17 protein-coding genes are annotated in these 18,123 nt (G+C 54.3%); 10 read left to right on the top strand and 7 right to left on the bottom strand.

Going from position 1 to position 18,123, the window contains the following annotated elements; translation table 11 throughout:
- Nucleotides 1–120: 120 nt before the first annotated feature.
- From VN24_RS02390 to VN24_RS02345, 10 genes are all read left to right on the top strand, one after another.
- Nucleotides 121–1,665 carry a 2-isopropylmalate synthase gene (locus VN24_RS02390; RefSeq protein WP_045669125.1) on the top strand — a complete coding sequence of 515 codons (1,545 nt, stop codon included), beginning with the start codon at nucleotides 121–123 and terminating at the stop codon, nucleotides 1,663–1,665.
- Between the two features lie 242 nt (nucleotides 1,666–1,907).
- The gene (gene leuB, locus VN24_RS02385) at nucleotides 1,908–2,987 is read left to right on the top strand and encodes a 3-isopropylmalate dehydrogenase (protein ID WP_045669124.1); all 1,080 of its coding nucleotides are present in this window, start codon (nucleotides 1,908–1,910) and stop codon (nucleotides 2,985–2,987) included.
- Between the two features lie 172 nt (nucleotides 2,988–3,159).
- Nucleotides 3,160–3,708, top strand: a complete 549-nt coding sequence (locus VN24_RS02380) for a peroxiredoxin (RefSeq protein WP_045669123.1) — start codon at nucleotides 3,160–3,162, stop codon at nucleotides 3,706–3,708.
- Nucleotides 3,709–3,974: 266 nt separating this feature from the next.
- A complete protein-coding gene (locus VN24_RS02375; protein ID WP_045669122.1) occupies nucleotides 3,975–4,400 on the top strand; it encodes a hypothetical protein in 426 nt (141 codons plus the stop codon).
- Nucleotides 4,401–4,514: 114 nt separating this feature from the next.
- Nucleotides 4,515–5,336: an RNA polymerase sigma factor SigI gene (gene sigI / locus VN24_RS02370; protein ID WP_045669121.1), complete on the top strand. Its 822-nt coding sequence runs from the start codon at nucleotides 4,515–4,517 to the stop codon at nucleotides 5,334–5,336.
- Nucleotides 5,333–6,958: an anti-sigma-I factor RsgI family protein gene (locus tag VN24_RS02365; RefSeq protein WP_045669120.1), complete on the top strand. Its 1,626-nt coding sequence runs from the start codon at nucleotides 5,333–5,335 to the stop codon at nucleotides 6,956–6,958. Before sigI ends, VN24_RS02365 begins: the two co-directional genes overlap by 4 nt.
- A gap of 273 nt (nucleotides 6,959–7,231) precedes the next feature.
- Complete coding sequence (locus VN24_RS28380) at nucleotides 7,232–7,645, top strand: ATP-binding protein (RefSeq protein WP_045669119.1); 414 nt, start codon at nucleotides 7,232–7,234, stop codon at nucleotides 7,643–7,645.
- A 5-nt stretch (nucleotides 7,646–7,650) separates the two neighbouring features.
- Nucleotides 7,651–9,024, top strand: coding sequence for an ATP-binding protein (locus VN24_RS02355; protein ID WP_045669118.1), 1,374 nt, complete (start codon nucleotides 7,651–7,653; stop codon nucleotides 9,022–9,024).
- Between the two features lie 111 nt (nucleotides 9,025–9,135).
- Nucleotides 9,136–10,656 carry a leucyl aminopeptidase gene (locus VN24_RS02350; protein ID WP_238590804.1) on the top strand — a complete coding sequence of 507 codons (1,521 nt, stop codon included), beginning with the start codon at nucleotides 9,136–9,138 and terminating at the stop codon, nucleotides 10,654–10,656.
- Between the two features lie 136 nt (nucleotides 10,657–10,792).
- The gene (locus VN24_RS02345) at nucleotides 10,793–11,755 is read left to right on the top strand and encodes an aldolase catalytic domain-containing protein (RefSeq protein ID WP_045669117.1); all 963 of its coding nucleotides are present in this window, start codon (nucleotides 10,793–10,795) and stop codon (nucleotides 11,753–11,755) included.
- Between the two features lie 66 nt (nucleotides 11,756–11,821).
- Here VN24_RS02345 and VN24_RS28375 read toward each other — a convergent pair whose 3' ends face one another.
- From VN24_RS28375 to VN24_RS02315, 7 genes are all read right to left on the bottom strand, one after another.
- Nucleotides 11,822–11,956, bottom strand: a complete 135-nt coding sequence (locus VN24_RS28375) for a hypothetical protein (protein WP_274520409.1) — start codon at nucleotides 11,954–11,956, stop codon at nucleotides 11,822–11,824.
- Between the two features lie 226 nt (nucleotides 11,957–12,182).
- The gene (locus tag VN24_RS02340) at nucleotides 12,183–12,488 is read right to left on the bottom strand and encodes a hypothetical protein (RefSeq protein ID WP_045672884.1); all 306 of its coding nucleotides are present in this window, start codon (nucleotides 12,486–12,488) and stop codon (nucleotides 12,183–12,185) included.
- 147 nt (nucleotides 12,489–12,635) lie between these two features.
- Nucleotides 12,636–13,487: an ATP-binding cassette domain-containing protein gene (locus tag VN24_RS02335; protein ID WP_045669116.1), complete on the bottom strand. Its 852-nt coding sequence runs from the start codon at nucleotides 13,485–13,487 to the stop codon at nucleotides 12,636–12,638.
- Between the two features lie 17 nt (nucleotides 13,488–13,504).
- Nucleotides 13,505–14,347: a hypothetical protein gene (locus VN24_RS02330; protein WP_045669115.1), complete on the bottom strand. Its 843-nt coding sequence runs from the start codon at nucleotides 14,345–14,347 to the stop codon at nucleotides 13,505–13,507.
- A complete protein-coding gene (locus VN24_RS02325) occupies nucleotides 14,325–14,918 on the bottom strand; it encodes an RNA polymerase sigma factor (RefSeq protein ID WP_045669114.1) in 594 nt (197 codons plus the stop codon). The genes VN24_RS02330 and VN24_RS02325 overlap by 23 nt, the downstream gene beginning before the upstream one ends.
- Nucleotides 14,919–14,964: 46 nt before the next feature.
- Nucleotides 14,965–17,232 (bottom strand): hypothetical protein, encoded by a 2,268-nt coding sequence (locus tag VN24_RS02320; RefSeq protein ID WP_045669113.1) that lies wholly within the window; start codon nucleotides 17,230–17,232, stop codon nucleotides 14,965–14,967.
- The gene (locus VN24_RS02315; RefSeq protein WP_045669112.1) at nucleotides 17,229–18,098 is read right to left on the bottom strand and encodes an ATP-binding cassette domain-containing protein; all 870 of its coding nucleotides are present in this window, start codon (nucleotides 18,096–18,098) and stop codon (nucleotides 17,229–17,231) included. Before VN24_RS02315 ends, VN24_RS02320 begins: the two co-directional genes overlap by 4 nt.
- Nucleotides 18,099–18,123 lie beyond the last annotated feature (25 nt).

Genomic DNA, 18,123 nt, shown 5'->3' with positions numbered 1-18,123 from the left:
AAACGATAAGTACCGATATCCCGAGAACGACACGGCCACCTGCGCCTTTTTCCCGATTTGGGAAGGGCACCGGTGGCGTCCGTGCTTTCGGGATCATTCTGTTCCTGGAGGTGCTAGCGCTTGCGTAAAATTTATATTTTTGACACCACGCTCCGTGACGGGGAGCAGTCCCCGGGCGTCAACCTGAACACCAAAGAAAAAGTGGAAATCGCATTGCAGCTGGAAAAGCTGGGCGTCGACCGGATTGAAGCCGGGTTCCCCGCAGCTTCGCCGGGCGACCTCGCTGCCGTCAATGCCGTCGCCAAAGCGGTCAAACATGCGACAGTGGTCGGCTTGTCCCGCTCCGTCGAGAAAGATATCGATGCCGCCTATGAAGCGCTTAAAGATGCGGCCGATCCGTGCATACACCTGTTTCTCGCAACGTCTCCTATCCACCGCAAGCATAAGCTGAAGATGGAGAAAGAGGAAGTGCTGGCGAGAGCGGAAAAGGCGATTCGTTATGCGAAGCAGTTTTTCAACAAAATCGAATTTTCGCCTGAGGATGCCGGACGGACGGAGCTTGACTTCCTGTGCGAAGTGACGGAAATGGCGATTAAGGCCGGGGCTACGGTCGTGAATATTCCGGATACGGTCGGTTACATGACGCCTTCGGAATACGGCAATATTTTCAAGACGCTGAAAGAAAACGTGCCGGGTATCGAGACGATCCAGCTTAGCGCCCACTGCCATGACGACCTCGGCATGGCGACGGCAAACGCGCTGGCGGCGATTTTGAACGGGGCGGATCAGATCGAAGGCACGATTAACGGCATCGGCGAACGAGCCGGCAATACCGCGCTTGAAGAAGTGGCGCTCGCGCTCGAGACGCGCGCCGAATTTTACGGAGCGAAGACGGGCTTTAACTTGAAAGAAATTGCCAGGACGAGCCGACTTGTCAGCAAGCTTACGGGCATGGTCGTGCCGGGCAATAAAGCGATTGTAGGAGCGAACGCTTTCGCGCATGAGTCTGGCATTCATCAGGACGGCATGCTGAAGGAAAAGTCGACGTATGAAATCATCTCTCCCGAAACGATCGGTCTGAAGGAATCGACGCTTGTGCTCGGCAAGCATTCCGGCCGCCATGCGTTCCGCGAGAAGCTGATTGACCTCGGCTACGAGCTGGACGAAGAATCGGTGAATGCGGCTTTCGCGAAGTTCAAAAACTTGGCCGACCGCAAAAAGAACGTCAGCGACGAGGACATCCGCGCGATGCTCGAAGAGAAGCTGATCGAGACTCCGGAAGTATTTACGCTTGAAACGATCGAGGTTCATTACGGCAACCAGTCTACCCCGAGCGCTACGGTCACGATCCGCATCGCGGAAAAGGGCACGGTTGAAGGCGTGGCGGAAGGAAACGGTTCCGTCGATGCGATCTATAACGCGATCGACAAAGTGACGGACGAGACGGTTGAGCTGGAGGACTACTCCATTAAATCGGTTACCCATGGCAAAGACGCGCTCGGCGAGGTCCATGTCGTATTGAAACAAAACGACGTGTCCGCCCAAGGACGCGGCCTGAGCACGGACATTCTCGAAGCGAGCGCGCGCGCGTATGTGGATGCGCTCAACAGCCTGATCGAGAAGCGCAAGTCCCCTAGACGGCGGGATAAAATGAGTCTGATATAAAAAGACGAGTGTTAAAGCCGCTTCGCTCATTTAACCCCGTCTTTTACGGGGGTAAGGGGAAGAGCAGCCGGCGGCCGGATATTTCCCGGCCGCCGGCTGCAGCATGGGCCGTTATAGGCAAATCTTATTGAAATGATAGATTTTATATCTTTGTTTTTGGCGCCGGGTTATGGTACAACTGATATTGATTGAGAACCGTGATCATTTAACTTTATTTAACGGACTAAGGAGTGTTAGTGGACATGTCGGAAGTGAAAAAAATTGCCGTCATCGCCGGTGACGGCATCGGGCCCGAGGTTGTGGGCGAAGCGTTAAAAGTACTCAAGAAAACCGAGGAACTGTTCGGTTATCAATTTGAAACGGAGCACGGCCTGTTCGGCGGGATCGCCATCGACGAGAAAGGGACGCCGCTGCCGCAGGAAACGCTCGATATTTGTAAAAGCGCTGACGCCGTACTGCTCGGCGCTGTAGGCGGTCCGAAATGGGACAACAACCCGAAAGAGCTGCGCCCGGAAACAGGTCTGCTCGGAATCCGCAAAGCGCTTGGACTGTTCTCCAATATCCGCCCTGCGACGGTATTTGACTGCCTGAAGGAAGCTTCCACGCTGAAACCGGAGGTGCTGGAAGGAACCGATTTGATCGTTGTGCGCGAGCTGACCGGCGGCATCTACTTCGGCGAGAAATTCCGCCGCGAAGGAGCTAACGGTCAAGAGGCGGTCGATACTTGTGTGTACAATGTGCAGGAAGTGGAGCGCATCGTTCGCCAAGCATTCGAAATCGCGATGACCCGCAGCAAACGTCTTGCATCGGTGGACAAAGCGAACGTTCTGGAAACGTCCCGCCTGTGGCGTGAAGTTGTAAACCGGATTGCTCCCGAGTATCCGGAAGTGGAGCTTGAGCATGTTCTGGTCGACAACTGCGCGATGCAGCTGCTCCGCCGTCCGTCCAGCTTTGACGTTATCGTGACGGAAAATATGTTCGGCGACATTTTGAGCGACGAGGCGGCGATGCTGACCGGCTCCATCGGCATGCTCTCATCCGCTTCGCTGGGCGAGGGCAGCTTCGGCCTGTACGAGCCGGTTCACGGATCCGCTCCGGATATTGCCGGTCAAGGCATTTCCAATCCGATTGCAACGATTTTGTCCGTTGCGCTTATGTTCCGTTTGACATTCGGCTATGCCGAAGCGGCAGATTCGATCGAAAAAGCGGTCAAAGAAGTTCTTGACGCCGGACACCGCACGAGCGATATCGCCGTAGACAAGTCCAAAGCGGTCAGCACGACGCAAATGGGAGATCTGATCATCGCGGCAATGAAAAAGTAATCCACGATGGGGAGCGGCAAAGTGCCGCTCCTTTTGCATTTTATTATAATAATTATAAATAGATAATAATTTTAATCTTGACTTTATTCTAGTCTAGTGTTACCATTTATTTCGAAGGGTCACACCCGAACAATATAAAATAACGCTTATGCGTCAAGGAGGTTTTTTCATTATGGCAGAACGTTTGGTAGGCCGTACGGCACCGGATTTCACCATGGAAACAGTCGACGGGGAAGGCAAAAACTTTGGTAAAGTTTCCCTTTCCGATTACCGTGGCAAATGGCTCGTACTGTTCTTCTATCCGCTGGACTTCACATTTGTATGCCCGACGGAAATTACCGGTTTGAGCGCCGCTGCCGGAGAGTTCGCGAAACTCAACACCGAAGTTCTTGGCGTCAGCACAGATAGCATCCACAGCCACAAAGCTTGGATCAACACTCCGCAAGACAGCAACGGTCTTGGCAAGCTGAACTTTCCGCTGGCCGCTGACCTTACGAAGAAAGTCGCTAAAGACTACGGCATTCTGATCGAAGAGGAAGGCATCGCGCTGCGCGGCCTGTTCATCATCGATCCGGAAGGCGAACTGAAATACCAAGTCGTTAACCATAACGACGTAGGCCGCAGCGTTGATGAAACGCTCCGCGTGCTGCAAGCACTGCAATCCGGCGGTCTGTGCCCGATGAACTGGAAACCGGGCGACAAAAACCTCGTTTTGGCCTAATACCGGCAAAACGCCATATGACGGGTATTGAAGCCCGTGTTCGGAAAAAGAGCCTTCGGGCTCTTTTTTTATGCCGTTTTTTGGCGTCGTACAGTCCGGTTTTGTCCATTAACCTAACAGAAATTGGTCAATTGCAGGAGCAGGAATTACCGGGACTAAAGGCGAATAAAGTAGGGGTAGGTTTGACGGTTCCGGACCATGGGTAATTTTTGGTAATGGTAACCAGGTTTTATTTAAATCTTTGCATATAAGGGAGGGAGATTTCCATGAGCTTTTGCTGCGGAGCAAGTATGATCGGCACAAAGGGAACGTTGAAACATTACCGGACTCATATCCATAATGTACCTATTTTGTTTTGCCCGGTTTGCCATCGTATAGACATTCATTATATGATAGAGAGCGAGTATGAAATTTTGGCCGAGTATGCGCACGGGGACGGTGCATCGGAAGTCGACTTCCAGGAATATGTGGAGCAGGAAGGCAAGTCAATGTATGAGAATTGCGTCAATCATGAGAATGAAGATCCCATGGATGTCGTCTCAAGCCAGATTGATATGGCCCTTGACCTGCTCAGTTTCGCCAAACAGCTTCAAGATCCCGAATGGGAAGCCGAGCTGAAGAAGCGTCTGGGTGTTCTCAATTCGCGGCGCAATAAGCTGAAGCAGCGCCGGACTTCCGAAGGCTACTGTTAATCACTACAACCACGCCTCCCCCAGTGGAGGCTTTTTTTATTTTCGTCATAATATTCGATTCTACCCCCCAAAGACGCAACAAAATAACGAATGCTCTGATTGTGAGGTGGAAGGTTGCTGCTTATTGTACTCAGAAAGTGGTTTGGCAAGAAGGAAGCCGAATTCGGGCATACAAGCAAGGGCAAGACACCAAGATCACCCGAAGAAATCATTGCCCGCATCAGGGAGGGCGAGAGCGCGCTGCGCGAAGAACTGATCGGCAATTACAGGCCTTATATTGCAAAAGTGACAAGCCGCTTCTGTAAACGATATATTGATCCTGAAACAGACGATGAGTTCAGCATTGCCATTATTGCGTTTAATGAGGCAATCGATCAGTTTTCCCACGAGGCGGGAAAGTCCTTTCTAGGTTTTGCGGAAACGGTTATCCGGCGGCGTCTGATCGACCATGTGCGCAAAGAGCAGCGGCAGGCGAATACGGTGCCCTACAGCTCTTTCGATACCGAGGACGAGGATCAACAGCTGTATAACCGGATCGAGACGGTTCAAGCTGTGGCTCAGTATGAAATCGACCGTGATGCCGAAAACCGCGGTTTGGACATTGCCGAATATTCGCTTAAGCTCCGGGAATTTGGAATCGCATTTACCGAATTGGCGGAAACGTCCCCAAAACATGCGGACTCAAGGCGGATGCTGATCGGAATTGCGATGAATTTGACAGCAGATCTGAAGCTGGTCGGAATGCTGATGCAGAAGAAACGGCTTCCGGTTAAGGAACTTGCGGAAATGTCCGGAGTTTCCCGCAAAACGGTGGAAAGAAACCGTAAATATATTATTGCAATCGCGTTGATTATCGAAGGGGATTACCCGTTTTTGAAACGATACATTCAGTTGGACGAGCAGCATGAGCAAGGTGTGGAAGGAGTGGGATCATGAACCGGGGAGTAGTCGTGGAAATCAATAAACGAAAAGTCATTGTGCTGACGCCAGACGGACAGTTCAAGCAAGTTCCCAGTAAAGGCGGGGAACGAATCGGCGAAGAGATCAGTCTGTCGTCAGCCATGCCTACTACACGTACGATCCGGTTCAAAATTGTTGCCGCAGCCGCAGCTTTGCTTTTGTTCATTGTTCCGCTGCTCGGCAAGCAAACGATTATGGCCCATCCTGTTGTGGCTTATTTGACGGTTGACGTCAACCCGAGCTTTGAAATTGGAATCGACAAGCATGATGCGGTGCGGAAGCTGCTCCCGCTCAATGATGAGGCCAAGGTGATTTTGAACGGAGTTCCCTACCGGGGAAAACCGGTAAATACCGTATTGGAAGCGATCACCGTCAAACTGAACCAAGCCCATTATCTGGACGGTCCGGACCGTGATGTGCTCATTACAAGCATCGTGCTGGATACTTCCAAAATGACCGATTCCGACGTAGCCGAGCTGCAGAGCGCAGCCAAGGAAGCGGTTAAGAAAGCGATGGGACCGGACATGACGGACAGCATTGAGATCACAACTCTAGCCGCTACGGAAAAAGTACGGGAAGCCGGTGAACGCAACGGTGTCTCTGCCGGCAAGATGACGGTTTATTTGCTGGCCAAAAACAAGGGCTACAGCATCGATTTGCAGGATATGAAGCAAAAGTCCATTCCGGAGCTGACGGAGCAGTGGGGCGGGCTCAAGAACATTTTGAGCGGGCAGGAAGAAACAGGAAGAGACAAGCTTAACCAGTGGCTGGACTCCGAGCTATCCAAGCAGAAGGAAGCCGCATCGTCTTCTGTCCAGTCTTCAGGAACGGATAAGGATAAGGATGAGGATAAGGATAAGGATAAGGTTAAGGATAAGGCGCCGGCACTCCCGGCTGCACCGAAACCGGACGGCGATTCGGTTCGTCAAGACGGTTCCGTCGATCGGTCGGCTTCAAAGCCGTCATCGAACCGCAACGATAACGCCCAACGGCAGTCCGAGCAAAGAGGGAATGACAAGGATCGGGACGATCGCGACAAGAGCTCGAAGCAGACATCCGGAGAGAAGGACGATCGCGAAAGCCGGCCGGACGATTCTTCAGCTAAGAAGGACGATCACGAAAGTCGGCTGGACGAGTCATCAGCTAAGAAGGACGATCGCGAAAGCCGCTCGGACGGTTCTTCGGCTAAGAAGGACGATCGCGAAAGTCGGCTGGACGAGTCATCAGCTAAGAAGGACGATCATGAAAGCCGGCCGGACGAGTCATCAGCTAAGAAGGATGATCGTGAAAGCCGGCCGGACGAGTCATCAGCTAAGAAGGATGATCGTGAAAGCCGGCCGGACGATTCTTCGGCTAAGAGTGATGATCGCGGAAGCCGGCCGGACGAGTCTTCGGCTAAGAGTGATGATCGCGGAAGCCGGCCGGACGAGTCTTCGGCTAAGAGTGATGATCGCGGAAGCCGGCCGGACGAGTCTTCGGATAAGAAGGACGACCGTGAAAGCCGGTCGGACGGGTCTTCGGACATACAGGTTGGGATCGGCATCGAGGTGAAGCTGACCGAAGACCTATTGGGCCGGGTTGAAGGCACATCTAATTAATCCCGTTCGAATTGCGATCGAAAGGATCCACAGCATTCAAAATGAGTCATTAACGAGTAAAGATCACCCCCGTCAAGTGCGAATTTGCTTATTTTTCCAGATGCAATCTTCATTATCTTCATCCTCCCGGCTGAGCGATATATGCGCCAATCGCCTACCCGTATTCGACATTATTTCCGATTGACACTCCTACCCTGCAAACCTATGATAAAAGTACACATAAGCACTATCACGCATCCTGACAGACTACTGGAACGGAGGCGAGGCGCGCGTATGGAGATGGAGCTGTTTAATATTAGCCGGCTTTCGGACGCGATTTATGCCCGGCAGAGAGGCCGGGAAATGGCGAAAGAGATCGGTTTCGGCATTGTGGATCAGACGCGGATCGCATTCACAATATCGGAACTTACGAACTCGACAGCCACCATGCATGAAATGAGTCATCTGATGATTGGGCGGCTGGAAAGTGAAAAAGGAGAAGCCGGAATCGAACTAACGCTGGTGGGCGAAGACAACTGCTTTCTCGATCTGGAGCTGAAGTGGATTGCCGTATGGTCTGAAGAATGGGATATAACGGTTAATCGGAAGCGAGGGACGTGCTTTTCGCTGCGAAAGTGGATTCCCTTACCTTACGGTATGGAAACAACATCCATGAAAATGCAGCATTTTGCATTGGGGGAGGAATGACCGCTATGCAAGCCATTCGTAAGCGCTACTTCCCGGCGCTTGCCGAATATATTCGAAGCGGGAGCGAGGCATCCTTGTATCAGGCTACCGAGCTTGGGAAAATGCTAAGCCATGTTCAGCCGGAAGAAGTTATTGCCGTTCACGAGGAATGCATGCAGACGCTTGTGCTCAACATGGATTCGGAAGAAGCGCTTAAACTGTATAACCGCTCCTTTTTATTTTTGATTGAATTAATGGTCGCCTACAGGTTCCGCTCTAGCCCCGAAATTACAACCGATCAGAAGTATAACGAAATGCGGGAACTGCTCACGCGTACTCACCGTTCGTTTGAAATTGTCAAGAACAAATACGAAAATGTACTTCAGCATTTGGATAGCGGAATCGCGCTGTTTGACAGTGACGGCATGTTATCCTTTATTAATTTGCAGATGGCCAAGTTTCTCGATATACCGAGAAAAATGCTCGTCGGATGCACCCTCCGCGAAATTTTGCTTCACCGCAACCTGAGAAGATCGACCCGAAAGCTGTTTCTGCGGCTGTATAGAGAAATGATTTTGAGGCGAAGGCGGTACTACGAGTTTCAGGACAGCAACGGAAGGCACTATCTGATTACGGTTACGTACGGAGATCAGCTTGAAGGAGATTATTTGATCAGCGTCAAGGATGTTTCCGAATACAAGCTAATCGAGCAAACGGCTTACCAGAACGATAAGCTGGCCATGCTCGGGAAAATTTCCGCTTCCATCGCGCATGAAATACGCAATCCTCTAACCTCGATCCGCGGGTTCATTCAATTGCTTCGCCCCGATTTTCTGGAGTTGGGAAAGGAAGAATACGCCCGCATCATTTTGACGGAAATCGATCGGGCCAACGATATTATTTATGAATTTCTGAACTCGTCCAAACCGACCGCTCCGATGAAGCAATCCGTATCGATTATGGCTCTGCTCAAGGAGGTCATCCTGCTCAGCGAAAGCGAAGCGAATTTGCACGGATGCCAAATTCAGCTGGAAACGTACGATAACGATATGCTTGTCGCCATTGACGTGAAACAGGTGAAGCAGGTCGTCCTTAATATTTTCAAAAATGCAATGGATGCCATTGAAGAAATCCATGGAGAGCGCAGAGGACGGATTGATGTCGTCGTCCGCAAAGAAACCGGTTTTGCCGAAATAACGGTGCGGGACAACGGTAAAGGGATGGACAGAGGAACGATGAGCCGATTGTTCGATCCTTTTTTTACGACCAAGCAGGAGGGCACCGGTCTCGGGTTATCGGTAAGCTACCGTATCATTCGCAATCACGGCGGTTCGATCCGGGTAAACAGCCGCGCCGGAGAAGGAACAGCTTTTAATATTTATTTGCCAATTGCAGAGTAAAGGATTAGAATCGGGTAATGAGCCGCCCGGTTCTAATTTTTTCTATTTCCAATATAGATATCGTGGGACAGTTGCTCATCCTATCCATCGATTTGAAAGCGGGGAATAATTGTGAGCATTACATTTACATATGAAGAGCTTGACACTGCCGGCATCGGTTCCGATGCTGTAATCCGGCCGATCAGCCCCGAGGAGCTGAATGCGCCGGAGGCCGGTCCGTGGCTGCACCCGCAGCTTGACGAAGCGCTGAAGGCGCTGCACGCGCGGGGACTGTTCAAGGCGAAAGCGGAACAGACGGAAGCGATCCCGACGCTGGGCTTGTATCCCGCTTTGCACGCCGTATATATCGGGCTGAGCGGCAAGGCGGTGACAGCGGATGATTTGCGGCTGCTGGGAGCTGCAGCGGCACGGGCGATCAAACGGTTGAAAGCGGAAAAGGTGCGCTTCCTGCTTCCGACCTCTCTGTATGCGGGAGCCCTGGGCTGCACCACGGGACAGGCTGCGCAAGCGCTCACCGAAGGGCTGCTGCTCGGCTTGAATGAGCGCTCCAAACGGAGCGGCAAAGAAGCCGGTGAGGGCGAAACCGGGCGCACGGTGACGTTTGTCTTTCAGGAGAAACCGGCCGATACCATTTCAGCGCTATGGGCGGAAGGTGTGAGCAGGGGAGAAATATTCGCCAGCGGCGTGCTGCTCGCCCGCGAGCTGACGAATTTGCCGGGCAACGAGCTGACGCCGGAGAAACTGGCGGGGCATGCCGAGTCGCTTGCTGCGGAATACGGTTTGGAAAGCGAAGTGCTGGACGAATGGGATGCGGCGGAGCAGGGAATAGGCGCACTGCTCGCAGTGGGCCAAGGCAGCGCGAATCCGCCGCGAATGGTCGTGCTTCATTACAAAGGAGCTGCGGACAATGATCAGGTGTGGGGGCTGATCGGCAAAGGCATTACGTTCGATACCGGCGGCATTTCGCTGAAGACGGCGGCCGGCATGGAAGAAATGATTTCCGATATGGGCGGCGCGGCGGCCGTGCTGGGAGCGATGAAAATTATCGGCCAGCTGAAGCCGGAGGTCAATGTGGTCGCCGTCATTCCGACTGCCGAGAATATGCCTTCGGACCGGTCGATGAAGCCCGGGGACGTCATTACGGCGATGGACGGCACGACGATCGAAGTGGTTAACACCGATGCCGAAGGCAGGCTTGTGCTGGCGGACGGACTAACGACGGCGATTCGCCGCGGCGCAACGCGGCTGGTGGACGTGGCGACATTGACCGGCGCGTGCGTCGTGGCGCTCGGCGATGTGACGACCGGCGCGGTAACGAACGACGAGGTGCTGCTGCAAAGCGTGCAGGCGGCCGGACGCAGAGCGGGTGAACGAATTTGGCCGCTTCCTTCGTACCCCGAATACCGGAAGCTGCTCGACAGCGATGCCGCCGATCTGAAGAATAGCGGAGGGCGGCAAGGCGGCGCGATTACCGGCGGCTTATTTATCGGAGCGTTCGCGCAGGAGAAGCCGTGGGTGCATCTGGATATTGCCGGAACGGCTTTCCTGAAGAAAAGCCGGGGCTGGGAACCGAAAGGCGCCACCGGCGTCATGGCCAGAACGTTAGCCGAACTGCTGACGGCGGGCGAATAAGGAAGAATAACGGGCGAATAAGGAAGGAAGAAGTCGAAGACGGTCAAATTTTACTTTGCGTTCTTTGATTTTTTCAAGTATTATTTAATGTATTAGAAAAGAACTCATGTTCAAATGTCAAAGGAGCAACAATAATATGTCTGCAAAAGCATGCCATTGCAAGATCGTAGACTGCACGATCCGCGACGGCGGACTCGTCAACAACTGGGATTTCAGCGTCGAATTCGTGCAGCATCTGTACAACAGCTTAAACGAAGCCGGCGTCGAGTATATGGAAATTGGTTACAAAAATTCTCCGAAGCTGCTGAAAGGAGCCGACTCCGCTGGCCCTTGGCGTTTCCTGAATGATGATTTTCTCCGCACGGTCATCCCGAACAAAGGCAAAACGAAGCTTTCCGCACTTGTCGATATCGGCCGCGTGGACGAGAACGACATTCTTCCGCGTTCCGAAAGCTTGCTCGATCTCATCCGCGTTGCCTGCTACATTCAGGACGTGGACAAGGCCCTGGAGCTTGTCAGCCTGTTCCATGAACGCGGCTACGAGACGACGCTGAACATTATGGCGCTCTCCAATGTGATGGAGAATCAGCTGATCGAAGCGTTCGAGCTTATCCGCGAAAGCGTCGTGGATTACGTTTATATCGTCGATTCGTACGGAAGCTTGAAGCCGACCGACATGAGCTACCTGATCGACAAATTCAAGGAGCACCTGCCGAACAAGCGTCTTGGCGTCCATACGCACAACAACATGCAGCTCGCCTTTGCGAACACGCTTGTTGCGGTCGATAAAGGCGTTGAGCTGCTCGATTCTTCCGTATACGGCATGGGCCGCGCAGCGGGCAACTGCAATACCGAGCTGCTGGTCGCGCATCTGCCGAACGCGAAGTACAATATTCGTCCCGTACTGGACATGATCGAGAAGCACATGATCCCGCTTCGCGAAAAAGAAGAGTGGGGCTACATTATTCCTTACATGATTACCGGAATGCTGGACGAGCATCCGCGCTCCGCCATGGCTCTGCGCGATACTCCGGACAAGGATAAAAGCGTCGATTTCTACGATAAGCTGACGACGCCTGAAGTCGTTCATTCCAAATAAATTAGGACCGAATGCCCGGGCGTTTACGACGTCCGGGTTATTTGCGTTCGACAATGGTGCCTTTCATTATTTGTTCGGTTTGTTCTTTGCAGCCCGTTTGCTTAAAAAATGGATCCACCAGCCCATGCCAATAACGCCGCCAACCACCATCACATAAAAAAATATCGTGTACAGACGGTCTTCCAGAGCGCTTATCATCATGTCAATCGCCTCCCAACACTATTCTTATACCCTATTTGTCCAATTTTAAGCATGGACTTGGGAATTGGCATCACTTCGACGGCATACGCATGCAGCTTTCGCAGCCGCAAAAAAAAAGCCTGCAAACCGTGTCAAAACGGCTTGCAGGCTTTTGTTCCTCTAATCCCAAGCAGCCCAATCATCAATGAAGGTGTGGCTTCGGACAGCGATAATAGTTAGTTCAGATTCATGAAATTCCTTTCAGTTCGCCGTCCCCGCGGATGGCAGCTGCCGGAAGAACCGTATTGGGATGAAAAAAACCGGTTCCGCTTACAACTCGTCCTCCGGCCGTCGTTGCGGTCAGCTCCACTTTAATGTCTTCGCTGCTGCTAAAGTAAGACAGAAGATCCTTCTCGGAAATCCCGTTCACATCGATGTACCACAGTCTTGATCCCATCTCGGTAAGGAGGACCAGCTCCGCTGTCGCAAAATGAAGGCTGCGCCGCCAATCGGCATGGCCAATTTCCAATGATAGCAGGACGAATGTGTCCACGGGCCGCTTCCCCTTTCCGTTATGCGCTTGGTGCGCCGCTAATCTCAGGTGTTTGAACCGCCGCTTTCCCGCTCCGCGGAAATTCGGCATAGTTAACGTTATTGTACAAGGCCGCCGCAGCGCTTTCAACCCTGTCGTCCGCCAGCGTTATACGGCGCGGCTGCGAATGAAGTACGCGTCCTCGAGTGTCGGCGGCTGCCGCTTAAACAACGGCCCGGGTTGCTCGCCGGCAATAATGCGTACGCTGAGAGTCGCGCCTTCGGGCCGAACCTGCAGCACGCTTGCCGGAGGCAGCGATTCATAATCGGCTGCGGTTACCGCTCCCTCCCAGATCGACAGGGGCAGCGAGCGGCACCATTCCTCGGTAGTGCCGTGAAAGCCGGGGCGCCCATTACGCAGCCATAATATGCGGCCCGCCCATGCATCCCACTCGTTAAGCTCATGGGTAGATACGATTACGACCCTATCGCGCGCATAAGCCGACAAGTAGCGGATAAACCGCAGTCTCTCCAGCGAGTCCATGGCGTTGAGCGGTTCGTCCAAAAAAATATAGGAGGGCGAACCGATCCATGCCTGCGCCAGCGCGATCCGTTGGCGGACGCCATGCGCGAGCGACTTGATTTTGCGCTTGCGGAACTCGTTTAAATGAAACGTTTCGAGCAGCCGTTCGTGTTCGATCCGGCTCGTTTCCCCTTTCAGCTCCGCCAAATAGCGCAGAATCTTCTCGCATGTCATATCTTCGTACAACTCCAGACCGGTCGGGACGAAACCGATGGAGGCGCGGATAGCCGGCAGATGACGGTCTGTCGTCATGTCGCCGTACCGGATCATTCCCTCGGAAGGAAAAGCGGCTGTTGCGAGCAGCTGCAGCAGGGAGGTTTTGCCGGAGCCGTTGGAGCCCGCAAGCAGCGTAATTCCGCTGCGGAATATCAGGTTCGGCATTGCCAGCGTAAATCCATACCCTTGGCGGTGCCAGCGCACCTGCTTAAGCTCAAGCATACGGTCAGAGCCTCCTTTCAAACGATTGCCTTCATGAGCAGACTGCGCCGGTACGCCAGAACCGCCAGCGTAATGCCGAAGACAAGCGAGCCGACGTAAATGGCGGTGCGGAGATCCAGCAGCCATTCCAGTCCGGGCTGCGGACTGCGCATCATATAGTCGAGCACGTTCCAACCCATCCAGAACAGCGCGCCGACGGCAAAAGCGCTCTTAATTCCGATGCGCATCATGACAAACGCCGCAACGCCGCTGATCAGCGAGATCAGGGAGAGCCATTGGAGCATGAAAGGCAGCAGCGGAAACCGGTCGAGCCGCGTCAGCAGATAGAGCGAGACGAAGGCGCCGAATAAAATATTCAAGCCTGAAGTGATCATGATCCGGCACATAAGCAGCAGAGCGGGAGGGTAAGGCGTAATGCTTTCGATCATGCGCATTTCCTTATTCCAGGAACGGAAGCTGTACAGCAGCCCCGCCAAAAAAATCATCGGCATAAACATCGCGAGGGTGCTGCCGATGTTCAGCACGTTCAAATACGAATATTCTTCCCCTTTAGGCAAAATAAACAGGAGCATGACGAACAACCCCGTGCTGGCCAGCCAATAGGACCGGGAGTAGGAACTGAGCTGGTTCGCTACCAGTTTGGACAGCGAAGGGCGCCTGGCGGGATAATCGTTGCTTATGTCGGTCATACCGGCGGTATCCGAGCTTAAAGAGGGCTTCAATTCGTCAAAAGCGGGCTGAAGCGCGCGCAGCAGGCGCACCGTATCTTCCGAAGCAACCGGACGGACAACGAGCCGGGATAACGAATCGTGCATCTCTTGTTCAAGCTGTTTCAGTTCATTGTCGTTTGGCACGCTCATTCTGCTCTCCTCCTTGCGTTGTGCCTAGGTCCGCCGTCTCCGCGCTGATGCGGCTTTTTAACGTGCGCAGGCCTTTATATAAATGAGTTTTGACCGATCCGAGCGGCAGCTGCAAAATATCCGCGATATCCTGCAGCTTCAAGTCCTGGTAGAAGCGGAGCATCACCACTTCTTTCTGAACCAGGGGCAGCCCGTCCAGCGATTCCATAATCTCTTTGCGGGTTTCCTGACGTTCCGCCAGCTCGACTACGGAAGGGCGCTCGTCGCGCCGCTCCGGCGGTTCGCCGAACCGGTTTTTGTCGGTCTGGTAAGCGGCGCTTTTCCAGTAGTCCCGGCATTGATTCGCGGCAACCCGGTACAACCACGCCTGCACGTTGCCCGGTATCCGGCCCATCTGCAGCTGCCGGATCAGCTTCAAAAAGGTTTCCTGCACCATGTCTTCGGCGCGGCCCGTATCTTTCAGCTGCCGTTGCAAATACCCGGAAAGCGGTGCGTGATAACGGTGAATGAGCGCTTCGAAGCACGCCTGATCGCCGCGCGCCATCCCCTGCAGCAGCTCTTCGTCCGTCATGGCTCTCCCTCCTTCTTCCATGTTGTTATAATGCTGGGCCCGTCAATCAGTTCGGATCGGATCCGATCCGGGGCATTCCGTCCTCAGGCATATAGCGGTGCCACTCGCGCAGCCACTCTTCGGGAGTAATGACCGGAAAATCGTATGCGGGCGTTTCTCTCATTCCTGCGGCATTGATAGGGACCGGGAGCCTCAGCCCCTGCGTGCGGAAGCGATTCAGCACCTTCCACACCTTCGGGCCGTCCCCGCGCATGACTGCGGCGTCGATCATCTGCCGGATCGCCTCCCGGTAAGAATCGGCGTTGTCGTTAAGAGAAGGATCGGATAAAACGGGCACATTGTCAATGGCACTGCTCTGCAAATATTCGTTATACATGAAACCGAATGCCCATCGTATTTCCGATACGAGCGAAGGATCGGGCGCATGTTGCGCAGGAGCGGGAGCGTTGATCGCTTTGCCGGCATCGCCGAACAGCAGCATATTCGTCACCGTGTCGAGCAAATAGAAATCCAAATTGCCGTGCTGGCTTTCCGGAACGATAAACGTGTCTCCAATCGTATACTGCTGCCGGTTAATGCCGGGCGATTCGACCAAATTCATCGGAAAATAAATGATTTGTCTCAGCGAACTTAATCGCTCTCCGGTCATCCCTTCAAAATACTGCCGTCTTTCATGCAGCCTTTCCAAGAAACGCCGGCTTTCCTCCCGGTTGCCCGGAGTCGTCACGATCGACACCGGTTCGCCGGGAACGGTTACCCGCTCAAACGCTCCGCCATAAAGCGATACTCCGCTGACCCCCGCTGCCGAAAAATGCCGTTTGACCGGCTTGTCGTCCGCAGCCGACGGCAGCGTCGCGAACATTTTGCTTTGAAAGCCGGTCAGCGTCACATCAAAATCGGCTGACGTGAACCGGTTCATATCTTGCCGCTCACTAACAATCGAAGCTTCTCCGCCCGGCTTATACAGCAGACTGTCCCCGCCCGGAAGCGGGTACCAGCCGATATTGGCGGGCAAATAGGCGCCGCCTTGGCGGATGAAAGTGAGATAGCTTTCATTGTTGTATCCCCGTGTCCATTCGTCAATGGGGCCATGATACGTAACGATAACGGTTTGCTTATCCGAACCGGCATCCAGCTGTTGAAGCGGTATGGAAAGCTTGTCCCCGTCGCGCTGCCACTGGGCCTCCATTCCGTTTACTTGCAAGGAATCGACCGTGAGGGTTGGATAGAGCAGAAAGGTGGCATATCCGTCAACATGCGCCCTTACGTGCGTCCGTCCGGGATCTGCCGGCAGCAGCTGGCCGCTCTCGGTCGGCACGGTGAGCACTGCGCGCGCCTGCAAGGAATTGTCCGGCAGCCTTGCTGCCTCGATTCGAATCGAGTAGAGCCGGAACGAATAAGAATGGTTCGGCTCCAACTCCTCTTCGCCCGGACTGACCGCGGCGAGCTCTAACTGGTGATTCGTCCTGCTCTGAACCAGATTCGCGTACGGAATGAAAGCGGCCCCCGACAGCGCCAATGCGGCGAGCGCGATTACAGATGTCCTCCCCCTGTGCAGCGAAGGCCGGTATTTGCCCAGCAGCGCCCAGGAGGCGCAGAGCAGGAACAGCCCGAACGCGGCGTTGAACAGCGCGATGTCCGCTTGATCCGGCAGCGTTAACACCGGAGACCAGATTTCATTTTCGAGCAGCTGTGAATCGATCAGCGGATGCAGATAGAAAGCCTTCAGCTCTGTCAGCCTGAACGTCCGCACGACATACAGCTGCAGGAAGATCGATCCGAACATCCACCCGCAAAACGCGACCGGAAGCGCAAAACGCAGCGGCAGCAGCACCCCGAGAAACATGCCGAGCGCGAGCGAAATCCCGTACGATTGTTCGTAAATGAGCGAGAACCGGACGGCTTCGTGCAACAGCGAAGACAAGGGCAAATGCATGCGCAGGGCAGAGACCGCATAGCCGAGATGAACCGCCAGCGTAAACAGGCTCATGTACAGAAAGCCCGCCGTCCATTTGGCGGCGATCCATCCCGCGCCGCTGACCGGCAGCCTCAGCATCCATTCATAGGAAGGATGCAGCAAATCCCGCCGCAGCATTAGAACCCCAAGCAGCACCGGGACGACGGTGGAAATGACCAAGATGTTGGAGTGCTCGGAAAAAGCGTACAGGTTAACGTCCTGGGAAGCGGTGGCGGTCGGGCTTTGCGTATGAATGAGCATCCAAACGCCCGCTGCCGCGGGCAGCAGCAGCGGCCAGCGCAGCTTCAGCAGCAGCAGCAATTCCATGGATGTCTGGTGCAGAAACCTCACGATCATAACATCCGGCCTCCGGAGCTGATCAAAGCAAGATAACCTTCCTCGACCGTCGGGAAGGCGGGCTCGGCAAACGGCGTCGGCCGCTTGTCGGCGAGCGCGCGGCAAACGATGCCATCCGGCGTGCTGCGCGCCGACAGCAGGCCGCGCAGCGGCATGCGCCGCCATTCGCTTTCCGACGCCTCCCATGTCCATGTCCGATCCTGCGCGAAGCGGGTCAGGCCCGCTAGCTCCCCGTGGTAAAGCAGCCGTCCGCCCGCCAGCACCAATACATTTTTGCAGCTGGCTTGAATGTCGCCGAGCACATGGGTAGACAGCAGCACGATGCGCGTCGCTGCGGCATCGGCAAGCAAGCTGCGCAGCCTAAGCCGCTCTTCCGGATCGAGCCCCGCCGTAGGCTCATCGACGATGAGCAGCTCCGATCCGCTAAGAAGAGCTTGGGCGATGCACAGGCGCTTGATCATCCCGAATGAATAAGCGCGGGAGGGCCAGTCGGCTTCTTCCGCCAGATTAACTTCCTCCAGAATGCGCTGAACCGTCTCGGCGCGCGCCGTTTTTCCTTTCACGCCGTGCAGCGCGGCCGCGTGCGTCAGCCACTGGCGCGCCGTCAGCTGCGGGTGCACGCGCACAATTTGCGGCAGGTACCCGATCGCGCGGCTCGTGCGGCGAAAGTCGCGCACCGAACTGCCGTTCAAGTATGCGTCCCCGCTCGTGGCGGGCAAAAGTCCGGCGAGCAGCCGCATCAGCGTCGACTTGCCGGCGCCGTTAGGACCAAGCAGCCCGTGCAGTCCGCGCTTCAATTCCAAATCGAGCGGCTGGAGCGCCCAGCCGTTATCATATTGTTTTCCTAGATGTTGGACCTTAAGCATAAGTTCATGTCCTCCTGCACAAGTG

Origin of the sequence: Paenibacillus beijingensis, assembly GCF_000961095.1 — a bacterium.
GTDB classification, from domain to species: domain Bacteria; phylum Bacillota; class Bacilli; order Paenibacillales; family Paenibacillaceae; genus Paenibacillus_O; species Paenibacillus_O beijingensis.
This window is presented reverse-complemented; position numbering and strand designations above follow the sequence as displayed.